Consider the following 9,712-nt stretch of genomic DNA (forward strand, 5'->3'; position numbering starts at 1 on the left):
GGACGCGATCAGTCGTCGCGATAGACCTTTTCGCGGCGCTCGTGGCGCTCCTGCGCCTCGATCGACAATGTCGCGATAGGACGTGCATCCAGTCGCTTCAAAGAGATCGGTTCGCCCGTTTCCTCGCAGTAGCCGTAGGTTCCCTCATCGATCCTCTGCAGCGCCGAATCAATCTTCGAGATCAACTTGCGTTGACGATCCCGCGCCCTCAATTCGATGGCGCGGTCCGTTTCGGACGAAGCACGATCGGCAAGATCGGGATGGTTGGCGTTTTCCTGCTGGAGTATTTCGAGGGTTTCGCGGGCTTCGCGGAGGATGTCGTTCTTCCAGGCGATCAACTTCGCCCTGAAGTATGACTTCTGCCGTTCGTTCATGAACGGCTCCTCTTCGGAGGGAACGTAGCCAAGTGCAACGGTATCGTTCATTCGACTCACCCAACAACCCCGTTTTGGCGCCTATATATTCGCGGGCCAACCCTCACACAAGCGCCTTCCTCGAAAACTTCACATCTGCCCGGGAAGGCGACGAACGGACGTGGCAACAGCGCAACTTTTCCCACAGCAACGCGCAGCGGCATCGCGCGGTTGCAACGGCACCCCCGCTTGGCTACATGCTTGAGGCATGATCGGCGCAGGCTCGTCGGGGGCTTGAGCTTCCGGGAGCGATATTTGGGCAATCTCTATCTTCTCAGGCACGCCAAGGCAGGCTGGGCGGCTCCCGGCGTAAGGGACTTCGACCGCCCGCTCGACGCCACAGGCATCGCCGATGCGGCAGCCACCGGGGTGGCGATGCGCGCCTGCGGCTACGTGCCGGAACTGACGCTGTGCTCCAATGCACGCCGCGCCCGCGAGACCCTGGAAGGCATCGCGAGCCATGCCGACACCGGCCGGGTCATCTTCACCGACGAGCTCTACGTGTCGGATGCGGCCGGCTATCTCGACAGGATCCGCGAGCATGGCAGATACGAAACGCTTCTCGTCATCGGCCACAACCCGATGATGGAGGATCTCGCCATGGCCGTATCGGGCACGGGCGACGAAGCCGCCCTACATACGTTGCATACCGGCTTTCCGACCTCGGGCCTGGCCGTCATCCGCTTCCCAGGCAGCCTGTCGGAGGCGCAACTGGGCCGCGGCCATCTCGAAGCCTTCCTAACCCCGGCGGATCTTTGAAATCGCCTGCCGTTTCAAATCCCGGGGCCGGCACCTATATCGAGCCGGAACTCCTGGGGGATGACGATTGGCATCACTGACCACATTCACCGACGAGGCCCGGATTGCGCTCGACACGCTGTCGGAGCGCGCGACGGGGTTGTTTTCGCCGTCCCTGCGGCTCGGCGTCACCGGCCTGTCGCGGGCGGGCAAGACCGTGTTCATCTCCGCGCTGGTGCACAACCTCGTGCACGGCGGCCGTCTTCCTCTGTTCGAGGCGCAGAAGTCGGGCCGCATCGCGCGCGCCTACCTGCAGGAACAGCCCGACGACGCGGTGCCGCGCTTCCAGTATGAGGATCATGTCGCAGCACTGATCGAACAGCGCGTCTGGCCGGCCTCGACGCGGGCGATCTCGGAACTCCGGCTGACCATAGAATTTGAATCCGCTTCCGGCTGGAACCGGCTGTTTTCACAAGGAAAACTTTCGGTCGATATTGTCGACTACCCAGGTGAATGGCTGCTCGACCTGCCCCTGCTTGGCAAAAGCTACGAGGATTTTTCGCGCGAGGCGTTCGAGTTGGCGTCGCTGCCGGTGCGCGCGGACCTATCCGAGGCATGGCGGCGCCTGTCGGCGACCATAAGCTCCGCAGCCGACGCCGACGAGATGACGGCGCGGCGCCTGGCCGAGAGCTTCACCGCCTATCTCAAGGCGTGCAAGGACGACGAACGCGCGCTGTCAACCTTGCCTCCCGGGCGCTTCCTCATGCCCGGCGACCTGGACGGCTCGCCAGCGCTCACCTTCGCGCCGCTGCCAGTACACGGCAGGGCCCGTCCCGGGTCGCTCCACGCGATGATGGAGCGCCGCTACGAGGCCTACAAGACGCATGTGGTGAAACCCTTCTTTCGCGAGCACATCGCCAGGCTCGACCGCCAGATCGTGCTCATCGACGCGCTGCAGGCGCTGAACGCAGGCTCGGGCGCGATTGCCGACCTGGAGCGGGCAGTGACCGAGATCCTCGGCTGCTTCCGGCCCGGCCGCGGCAGCATCCTCACCGACCTGTTCTCGCGGCGGATCGACCGCATCCTGGTGGCGGCGACCAAGGCCGACCATCTGCATCACGAGAGCCATGACAGGCTGCAATCGATCGTGCGCCGGTTGACCGAGCGTGCCCTCGCCCGCGCCAATCTCTCCGGTGCCGAGGTCGAAGTCCTCGCCATGGCCGCGGTGCGCGCCACCCGCGAAGGCACGGTCAAGCAAGGCCGGGAGACGTTGCCGGTGATCATCGGCACCCCCATCGAAGGCGAGACCATCGGCAAGGAACGTTTCGACGGCAATGCCGAGACCGCCGTCTTTCCCGGTGACTTGCCGGAGCGGGCGGATGTGGTGTTCCAGCATTTCGGCACCAATCATCGCCAGGATGCCGAGGATCCGGCGATCCGCTTCGTGCGGTTCCGCCCGCCCCGCCTGGAACGGACCGCCGAGGGCGTGACGCTGTCGCTGCCGCACATCCGCCTCGATCGCGCCCTGCAGTTCCTGATCGGAGACCAGCTGGCATGAGCGCCTCCAGGAAACCCGCGGCTTTCCGCATCGAAACCTCCCCCGCCGACGCCCCTGCGACCGACACCGAGGCGCGACGCAAATCGCCCCCCGAGCAACGCAGGCCCCGCGCAATGGCGGCTGAAACGGCCGTCGTCATACCGGCGGAGACCGACGTGTTCGACGAGGTCGACCTCGCTGTCGCCGAGCCCCCGCCCGCCACCCCGCCGAAATCGCGGTCGCGTCTCGGCGCGGTCTTCGCCGCCGCCGCAGGCGTGCTGGTGTCGCTGGGCGTCGGCCTGTGGACGGACAGGCTCATCCGGGATCTGTTCAGCCGCGCCGACTGGCTCGGCTGGCTCGCGGTCGCCGCCGCAACCGTCGCCGTGCTCGCGCTGATCGTCATCGTCATTCGCGAATTGCTCGCGCTGTCGCGGCTCGCCTCGGTGGAGCGGCTGCGCAACCGCGCCCAGGATGCGCTGGATCGCAACGATCCCAAGGCTGCCCGTGCGGTGATCAACGACCTTTCGGCCTTCGTCGCATCGAAGCCGCAAACCGCTGCGGGACGGCGGACCCTCGCAGGGCTGCGCGGCGACGTGATCGACGGTGCCGACCTGGTGCGGCTGGCCGAGACCGAGATCCTCGCCCCGCTGGACGCGCAGGCGAAGATCCTCGTCCTCGACGCCGCCAAGCGCGTCTCGCTGGTTACCGCGGTCAGCCCGCGCGCCCTTGTCGACATCGCCTATGTGGTGTTCGAAGCCGGCCGCCTGATCCGCCGGCTTTCGGAGCTATACGGCGGGCGGCCTGGAACGCTCGGCTTCTTCCGCGTGGCCCGCAGCGTGCTTGCCCATCTCGCCGTGACCGGTTCGATCGCGGTCGGCGACAGCTTCGTCCAGCAACTGGTTGGGCACGGGCTTGCCGCCAAGCTGTCTGCCAAGCTCGGCGAAGGCGTGGTCAACGGCATGATGACGGCCCGTATCGGCATCGCCACCATGGAGACGACGAGGCCGATGCCGTTCATCGCGCTCAAGCGCCCCGGGATGGGTGACTTCCTTGCCGCACTGACGACCTTCGCTGCGAAGGACAAGGCTGCCGACAAGGCAAAATAGACGAAGCATTAACCATTCTTGTTCATGGTCCGGGCAAGCAAATCGTTCCAGTTTCTGTCGCCGGGTGTCTCCATGAAGCGCTTGTTCCTGTCCGCAGTCCTGCCTGTCATGGCCCTTTCCTTCGCGGGAACGGCGCATGCCGGCGCGGACAAGGTCGGCGACCAGAAATTCTTCAAGTCGGTGGAAGGCGAATGGGTCGGCCCCGGCGAGATCGTGGCGGGCAAATACAAGGGAACGAAATTCACCTGCAGCTTCACCGGCGCCACCCCCGACGGCAAGGTCGGCATGTCGCTCGATGGCGGCTGCCGGGTTGGCATGTTCACCCAGAAGATGTCGGCAACGATCGAGCAGAAGGGACGCAGCGGCTATCGCGGCACGTTCCTCGACGGCTCGCAGGGCAAGGGCCTGGACATCATCTCCGGCAATGTCGTCGGCGGCAGCAAGGTCGTGCTGGCGCTGAACCGCAACCAGCTCAACGGCGTCATGCAGGCGCGCGTGCCCGACGAGAATACGATGCACGTGACGGTGTCGGTGCGGGTGGACAAGCAGCTCGTTCCCGTCATCGGCATGAAGCTGACCCGTATCGACGGCGTCGCGGTCGGAGCCATCGCCAAGAACTGACCCCTCCGGTCCAATGAAAAAGGGCGACGCCAACCGGCGCCGCCCTTTTTGATTCCAGCCGCGGGACTCAGCCCTTGATGGCGGTCAGCAGCTCGTCATAGGCCTTGCAGGCCTCGGCCGAAGTGGTCGCGCCGGTGTACTTGGAAGCGACTTCCTGGACCTTGGTCGCCAGCTCGGCAGCCTTGGTCGGGTCCTTGGTCACAGCCTCCTGGACAGCGGTTGCAACTTCTTGGCTCTTCTTTGCCAGGGTTTCGGCGGTGCACTCAGGCGCCTTCGAACAAGCCGCAACGGTGAACAGCACGCCAACGGTGGCGAGCACGATATTTCTCATGATGGTCCTCTCCTCGTGGCCGACGGTTGCCGGCAGGCGTCCAACCCATGGGGCGGACGACGACGGCATTAGCGTTTCCGACCGTACTGCGCAATGGCAGGTTGTGGGCCACGCGATGGAGTTCACCGCGCCATCGGCTGCTTTTGCCGAGCACACGACGGACACGGACTGTTCGATGGCCGGCAGACCGCCTATCTTGGCGATTCCAGGGCGGCGGTCAGGCCGCCGGCGCAGAATCGAGAGGGCATATGGCGGCAGACGCGACGGGCAACGAACTGGTCCAGGTGGTGGCCTTGCTTGCGGCAGGCGTCGTTTCCGTTCCCCTGTTCAAGCGGCTCGGCCTCGGCTCGATTCTCGGTTATCTTTCTGCCGGCATCGTCATCGGCCCGTTCGGCCTTGCCGTCTTCTCCGAAGCAGAAACCATCCTGCATGTCGCCGAGCTGGGCGTGGTGATGTTCCTGTTCATCATAGGCCTGGAGATGCAGCCGTCGCGGCTTTGGGGTCTCAGGCGCGAAATCTTCGGTCTCGGCGCCCTTCAGGTCGCGATCTGTGCCCTGCTGCTGACAGCGGTCGGCATCGCCACCGGCTTCCCCATCTCGCAGTCCTTCGTGGCGGGCGCCGGCTTCGTGCTGACGTCCACCGCGATCGTCATGCAACTGCTCGAGGAGCGGGGCGAACTCGGCACGCCCAAGGGCCAGCGCATGGTCTCGATCCTACTGCTCGAGGACCTCGCCATCGTGCCCCTTTTGGCACTCGTGGCCTTCCTCGCGCCTGTCGCACCCACCGACCAGGGCTCCGGCTGGGCGCAGCGGTTCACCGACATCGGCATCGGCGTCGGCGCCATCGTCGGTCTGGTCTTCGCCGGGCGCTATCTGCTCAACCCGCTGTTCCGGGTGCTTGCCGATTCGCGCGCCCGCGAGGTGATGACGGCGGCGGCACTGCTGGTCGTGCTGGGTTCGGCGCTCGCCATGCAGCTCAGCGGCCTGTCCATGGCCATGGGTGCCTTCCTGGCCGGCGTGCTGTTGTCCGAATCGACCTTCCGCCACCAGCTCGAGGCCGACGTCGAGCCATTCCGCGGCATCCTGCTCGGCATGTTCTTCATCGCCGTCGGCATGTCGCTCGATCTCGGCGTGGTCGCCGCCAACTGGCAGATGATCGCCGCCTACGTACTCGTCTACATGGCGATGAAGGCGCTCGGGATCTATGTCGTCGCGCGCTTCCTGCATTCCGGGCATCGCGAAGCCCTGGAACGCGCTGTCGTCATGGCGCAGGGCGGCGAATTCGCCTTCGTCCTGTACTCGTCGGCGCTCGCCGTCGGCATCCTCGACGGCGAGGCAAACGCGATCCTTACCGCCATCATCATCATCTCGATGGTGCTGACGCCGCTTGCGATCGCGGTACTGCGTCGTATCACCCCGCGCGACGAGCAATCGCTCGAAGGCGTGGACGTGGCCGCCGAACTCAGCGGCAGCGTGCTGATCATCGGTTTCGGCCGCTTCGGCCAGATCGTCAGCCAGCCGCTCCTGCTGCGCGGCGTCGACGTGTCGATCATCGACAACGACGTCGAGATGATCCAGGCGGCGGCCGACTTCGGATTCAAGATCTACTACGGCGACGGCACCCGGCTCGACATCCTGCACGCGGCGGGCGCGGGTCGGGCGCGCGCGGTGTTGATCTGCGTCGACAAGGAGGACGTGGCGGTTCGCATCGCGGAGCGGATGAAGGCCGAGTTCCCGCTGGTGCCGGTGCTCGCGCGCGCTTACGACCGCGGCACCGCCATCCAGCTCATCCGTGCCGGGGTCGACTACCAGTTGCGCGAGACCTTCGAATCGGCGCTGCTGTTCGGCGGCGCGACGCTGCGGAAACTCGGAGAGGACCCCGACGACGTCGCCGAAGTGATCGAGGACGTGCGAACCCGCGATGCGGCCCGGCTCGACATGCAGATCGCAGGCGACATCCAGTCCGGCAGCGACTACCTGCAGGGCAACATACCCGAGCCGGTGCCGACGCCGCTGACGCAGCCACGCCGCAGCGCCAAGGCACTGAACGACGAGGCAGCGGACGCGCTCAGCAAAAAGACCGGCGAGAAGGCGGAGAGGATCTGACGATGACGCAAGTGGACAGGAAACGCGCGACCGAGGTCTTCACCTTTTGGCGCGAGGCGGGTCCGGAAAAATGGTTCCGCAAGGACGAGTCGTTCGACGTCCATTTCCGCGAGACCTTCGGCGACCTGCACATGGCAGCGGCGCGGCGCGACTGCGACCACTGGTCGGCGGATGCCGAGGGCGCGCTGGCGCTGATGATCCTGCTCGACCAGTTCCCGCGCAACTGCTTCCGCGGCAGCGGCCACATGTATGCGACCGATCCGCTTGCCAGGCATTTTGCGCGCATGGCAATCGCCGACGGGCACGACATGGCGACCGACGCGCCGATCCGGGTGTTCTTCTACCTGCCCTTCTCGCATTCCGAGACACTTGCCGACCACGACGTCCCGCTGGAGCGATCGACGGCGCTCGGCGGCGACTACCTGAAGCACGCCATCGGCCATCGCGACATCGTCGCGCGCTTCGGTCGCTTCCCGCACCGCAACTTCATCCTGGGGCGCGATTCGACACCGCAGGAACTGGCATTTTTGGAAAGCGGCGGTTTCTCGGGCTGATTCTCAGATTTCCAGACGCATCAGCGGACGGCCGGGCTTGCGCTCGGCTGCCCGCACGAAGCCGGCCCTCTCGAACACCCTGGACGAGCCGACATAGAGGCTGCCGGAACGCGAGTCCTTCGAGTGATCCATCGGACAGGCTTCGAGCACGCGCGCTCCGGAGCGGCGGGCAAATGCGATGCCCGCACCGACGAGCCTGTGCGTCAGCCCCTGGCCGCGCGCCTTGTTGCGGATGAAGAAGCAGGAAATCGCCCAGACGCCCGGATCGGCTGCATCATCGACCGCCAGAGGCGCCGAAGCCCTGCCTGAATTGTTGAACTCCGGCACGTCGGCGCGCGGCCCGACCTGCATCCAGCCGACCGCCCGGCCGTCCTGGAAGGCAAGCAGGCCAGGCGGCGGCCCGGCCTCGATGCGCGCCTTGATGTGGTCCTTGTTGCGCTCGCGCGTGCTCTCGCGCCGCGCTGCCGGCGGCAGCCGGAAATAGGTGCACCAGCAGCCGTAGCAGGCGCCCTGCTTGCCGAACAGGTCCTCGAAATCGGGCCACAGCTCCGGCGTCAGCGGCAGGATGGAATCAGGCATTGCACAACTCCCTTCCCTCCCTTGTTCCACAGGGAGGGCTGGCATAAAATCCGCTCTGTTCTCTTTATGTTCGCAGTGATGGCGATGCCTGTCAACGATCCCGGCCACGGTTTCTGCCGCGACTGCCTGAGCCTGCAGAAGGGCTCGGGACCGCGCTGCCACGCCTGCGGCAGCCCTCGCCTCTTGCGGCATCCCGAGCTCTACGGGCTGCACATCGCCCATATCGACTGCGACGCCTTCTATGCGGCGGTGGAGAAGCGCGACAATCCCGAACTCAAGGACAAGCCGGTCATCATCGGCGGCGGCAAACGCGGCGTCGTCTCCACCGCCTGCTACATAGCCCGCATCCACGGCGTGCGGTCGGCCATGCCCATGTTCAAGGCGCTGGAGGCCTGCCCAGAGGCCGTCGTCATCAAGCCGGACATGGAGAAATATGTCCGGGTCGGCCGCCAGGTCCGGACGATGATGCAGGCACTGACCCCGCTGGTCGAGCCGCTGTCAATCGACGAGGCGTTCCTGGATCTCGCCGGCACGGAGCGGCTGCACGGCCTGCCGCCGGCGCTGGTGTTGGCGCGGTTCACCGCGTCGGTGGAGAGGGAAATCGGCATCACCGTTTCGGCCGGGCTTTCCTACTGCAAATTCCTGGCAAAGATCGCTTCCGACTTCCGCAAGCCGCGCGGCTTTGCGGTCATCGGCGAGGCCGAGGCGCCGGCATTCCTCGCCCAACAGCCGGTGACGACGATCTGGGGCGTCGGCAAGGCATTTGCCGCGACGCTGGAGCAAGACGGCATCCGCAGCATAGGCCAGCTCCAGCGCATGGAACTCAACGAACTGATACGGCGCTATGGCACCATGGGCAGCAGGCTCTATCACCTGTCGCGCGGCAAGGACGAGCGCAAGGTGTCGCCCGACCAGGAGGCCAAGAGCGTGTCGGCAGAGACCACTTTCGACACCGACCTCGCTTCCTCAGGCGACCTGGTCCCGGTGCTGAGAGCCCTGTCCGAGAAAGTCTCGGCGCGACTGAAGAAGGCGGGCATCGCCGGCCGTACCGTGGTGCTGAAGCTCAAGACCCAGGACTTCAAGCTCCGCACCCGCAACCGCCAGCTCGCCGACCCCACCCGGCTCGCCGACCGCATCTTCCAAACCGGGCTGCAGCTCCTGGAGAAGGAGACGGACGGCACGAAATACCGGTTGCTCGGGATCGGCGTCAGTGATCTTTCCGATGACGACAGGGCCGATCCTCCCGATCTCGTCGACCTCCAGGCGCGCAAACGCGCGCTGGCCGAGGGCGCCATCGACGCCCTGCGCGACAAGTTCGGGCGCAGGGCCGTCGAGACGGGATACACGTTCGGCAAGGGCAGCAACGCGCGCCCGCCGGAGCCCGTCGACGATTGAAGCGGCTGCAAGCCGGCTGCGACGGCGCAGACCAGGTATCAGGCAGGCTTGCCCTCGATGATGCTGATGCGCGGACCGGCATCGATCGTCCTGGTCAATCTGAAGCCCGCGGCCCCGAACAGTCGTGCGAACTCCTCTTCCGTGCGCTCCTGTCCGCCGGGGACCGCCAGCATGTTGAGGTCGGCGAACTTGGCGCGCGCGCCTTCGTTCGGCGGCGCCAGCACCGCCTCCAGCACGACCAGCGTGCCTTCGGGCCTAGAGTCAGTTTCATTTAGTTTGAAGCGTATCCGGCATTGCGGATGTAGTTTGCGCATTCGGTTGGTGTGAAGTTGT

The 9,712-nt window shown here is 65.7% G+C and carries 11 protein-coding genes; 7 read left to right on the forward strand and 4 right to left on the reverse strand.

The features are described from left to right. Positions 1-8: 8 nt before the first annotated feature. Positions 9-425, reverse strand: coding sequence for an RNA polymerase-binding protein DksA (gene dksA / locus PV773_RS10525; RefSeq protein WP_340037366.1), 417 nt, complete (start codon positions 423-425; stop codon positions 9-11). Positions 426-668: 243 nt separating this feature from the next. Here dksA and PV773_RS10530 point away from each other — a divergent pair, with 243 nt between their 5' ends. The 4 genes from PV773_RS10530 to PV773_RS10545 all read left to right on the forward strand — a co-directional run bounded on the left by PV773_RS10530 (position 669) and on the right by PV773_RS10545 (position 4,415). Beyond that, the gene (locus PV773_RS10530; RefSeq protein ID WP_347966283.1) at positions 669-1,172 is read left to right on the forward strand and encodes a histidine phosphatase family protein; all 504 of its coding nucleotides are present in this window, start codon (positions 669-671) and stop codon (positions 1,170-1,172) included. A gap of 67 nt (positions 1,173-1,239) precedes the next feature. Continuing rightward, the gene (locus tag PV773_RS10535; protein WP_347966284.1) at positions 1,240-2,709 is read left to right on the forward strand and encodes a YcjX family protein; all 1,470 of its coding nucleotides are present in this window, start codon (positions 1,240-1,242) and stop codon (positions 2,707-2,709) included. Next, positions 2,706-3,794 (forward strand): TIGR01620 family protein, encoded by a 1,089-nt coding sequence (locus PV773_RS10540; protein ID WP_347966285.1) that lies wholly within the window; start codon positions 2,706-2,708, stop codon positions 3,792-3,794. The genes PV773_RS10535 and PV773_RS10540 overlap by 4 nt, the downstream gene beginning before the upstream one ends. A 72-nt stretch (positions 3,795-3,866) precedes the next feature. Beyond that, the gene (locus PV773_RS10545; protein WP_347966286.1) at positions 3,867-4,415 is read left to right on the forward strand and encodes a hypothetical protein; all 549 of its coding nucleotides are present in this window, start codon (positions 3,867-3,869) and stop codon (positions 4,413-4,415) included. A gap of 67 nt (positions 4,416-4,482) precedes the next feature. On the opposite strand, the gene PV773_RS10550 is transcribed toward PV773_RS10545, so the two are convergent. Beyond that, positions 4,483-4,746 (reverse strand): hypothetical protein, encoded by a 264-nt coding sequence (locus PV773_RS10550; RefSeq protein WP_340037372.1) that lies wholly within the window; start codon positions 4,744-4,746, stop codon positions 4,483-4,485. Positions 4,747-4,994: 248 nt separating this feature from the next. On the opposite strand from PV773_RS10550, the gene PV773_RS10555 reads away from it, so the two are divergent. Both PV773_RS10555 and PV773_RS10560 read left to right on the forward strand, forming a co-directional pair. Then, positions 4,995-6,851, forward strand: coding sequence for a monovalent cation:proton antiporter-2 (CPA2) family protein (locus PV773_RS10555; RefSeq protein ID WP_347966287.1), 1,857 nt, complete (start codon positions 4,995-4,997; stop codon positions 6,849-6,851). Positions 6,852-6,853: 2 nt separating this feature from the next. Further along, complete coding sequence (locus tag PV773_RS10560; RefSeq protein WP_347966288.1) at positions 6,854-7,405, forward strand: DUF924 family protein; 552 nt, start codon at positions 6,854-6,856, stop codon at positions 7,403-7,405. A 3-nt stretch (positions 7,406-7,408) separates the two neighbouring features. Here the strand turns inward: PV773_RS10560 and PV773_RS10565 are convergent, their stop codons facing one another. Next, a complete protein-coding gene (locus PV773_RS10565) occupies positions 7,409-7,984 on the reverse strand; it encodes a GNAT family N-acetyltransferase (protein WP_347966289.1) in 576 nt (191 codons plus the stop codon). 66 nt (positions 7,985-8,050) lie between these two features. Here PV773_RS10565 and PV773_RS10570 point away from each other — a divergent pair, with 66 nt between their 5' ends. Next, entirely contained in the window at positions 8,051-9,379 is a 1,329-nt protein-coding gene (locus tag PV773_RS10570) for a DNA polymerase IV (RefSeq protein ID WP_347966290.1), read from the forward strand. Positions 9,380-9,417: 38 nt separating this feature from the next. On the opposite strand, the gene PV773_RS10575 is transcribed toward PV773_RS10570, so the two are convergent. Beyond that, positions 9,418-9,712 (reverse strand): methyltransferase (locus PV773_RS10575; protein WP_347966291.1); only part of this gene is annotated, 295 nt, incomplete at its 5' end.

The sequence above is a fragment of the Mesorhizobium sp. CC13 genome (assembly GCF_039907765.1).
GTDB lineage: Bacteria > Pseudomonadota > Alphaproteobacteria > Rhizobiales > Rhizobiaceae > Aminobacter.

Excerpts from the sequence above, each read along its gene's own strand:
- dksA (WP_340037366.1), bottom strand. The coding sequence starts at position 425 with ATGAACGATACCGTTGCACTTGGCTACGTTCCCTCCGAAGAGGAGCCG.
- PV773_RS10540 (WP_347966285.1), top strand. The coding sequence starts at position 2,706 with ATGAGCGCCTCCAGGAAACCCGCGGCTTTCCGCATCGAAACCTCCCCC.
- PV773_RS10545 (WP_347966286.1), top strand. The coding sequence starts at position 3,867 with ATGAAGCGCTTGTTCCTGTCCGCAGTCCTGCCTGTCATGGCCCTTTCC.
- PV773_RS10550 (WP_340037372.1), bottom strand. The coding sequence starts at position 4,746 with ATGAGAAATATCGTGCTCGCCACCGTTGGCGTGCTGTTCACCGTTGCG.
- PV773_RS10555 (WP_347966287.1), top strand. The coding sequence starts at position 4,995 with ATGGCGGCAGACGCGACGGGCAACGAACTGGTCCAGGTGGTGGCCTTG.
- PV773_RS10560 (WP_347966288.1), top strand. The coding sequence starts at position 6,854 with ATGACGCAAGTGGACAGGAAACGCGCGACCGAGGTCTTCACCTTTTGG.
- PV773_RS10565 (WP_347966289.1), bottom strand. The coding sequence starts at position 7,984 with ATGCCTGATTCCATCCTGCCGCTGACGCCGGAGCTGTGGCCCGATTTC.
- PV773_RS10570 (WP_347966290.1), top strand. The coding sequence starts at position 8,051 with ATGTTCGCAGTGATGGCGATGCCTGTCAACGATCCCGGCCACGGTTTC.